This window comes from Blautia difficilis, from assembly GCF_014297245.1.
In the GTDB taxonomy this organism is placed as follows: Bacteria; Bacillota; Clostridia; order Lachnospirales; family Lachnospiraceae; genus Blautia_A; species Blautia_A difficilis.
The window spans coordinates 1-543 of sequence record NZ_JACOQG010000104.1 but is presented as its reverse complement, the minus strand read 5'-3'; the positions used below and the strand labels follow the sequence as shown (position 1 = coordinate 543).

The 543-nt window shown below is 42.2% G+C and carries 2 rRNA genes; both read right to left on the bottom strand.

Going from position 1 to position 543, the window contains the following annotated elements:
• Nucleotides 1-242: 242 nt before the first annotated feature.
• Nucleotides 243-360 (bottom strand): 5S ribosomal RNA (rrf, locus tag H8Z82_RS17040).
• A gap of 70 nt (nt 361-430) precedes the next feature.
• Nucleotides 431-543 (bottom strand): 16S ribosomal RNA (locus H8Z82_RS17035); the annotation flags it as partial.

Sequence of the window (543 nt, the reverse complement as noted above, 5' to 3'; positions counted from 1 at the left end):
TGCGGTCGTTTGATTCTCATGTTTTTGATAACTTTGTTATCGATGTCTTCCTATCTTGCGTTTTATGAGATACTCTCATATCTCTTAACGTTTTGTATCAAGGATATTTGATTAACTTTAATCAAATTTCATGTATGCAGTTTTCAAGGTACATATTGACTGATACTTTATCAGTCATCAGAAACTTTAAATATTTTATTTAAAATCTCTCATCACTGGTAAATTCAGTTTTTCTTTTTTTGATCTGGCGCCCACCTGCTCTCCCACACCGTCTCCAGTGCAGTACCATCGGCCGATTGGGTCTTAACCGTCGTGTTCGGGATGGGAACGGGTGTTTCCCCCAACCGCATCGGCACCAGAAAGATTAAATTTTATCCCCTTGATAACTCAACAGTAAAACACATCTGATTTTCTACTTATCTTACCTTAGAAAGGAGGTGATCCAGCCGCACCTTCCGATACGGCTACCTTGTTACGACTTCACCCCAGTCATCGGTCCCGCCTTCGGCAGCTCCTCCCTTGCGGTTAGGTCACTGACTTCGG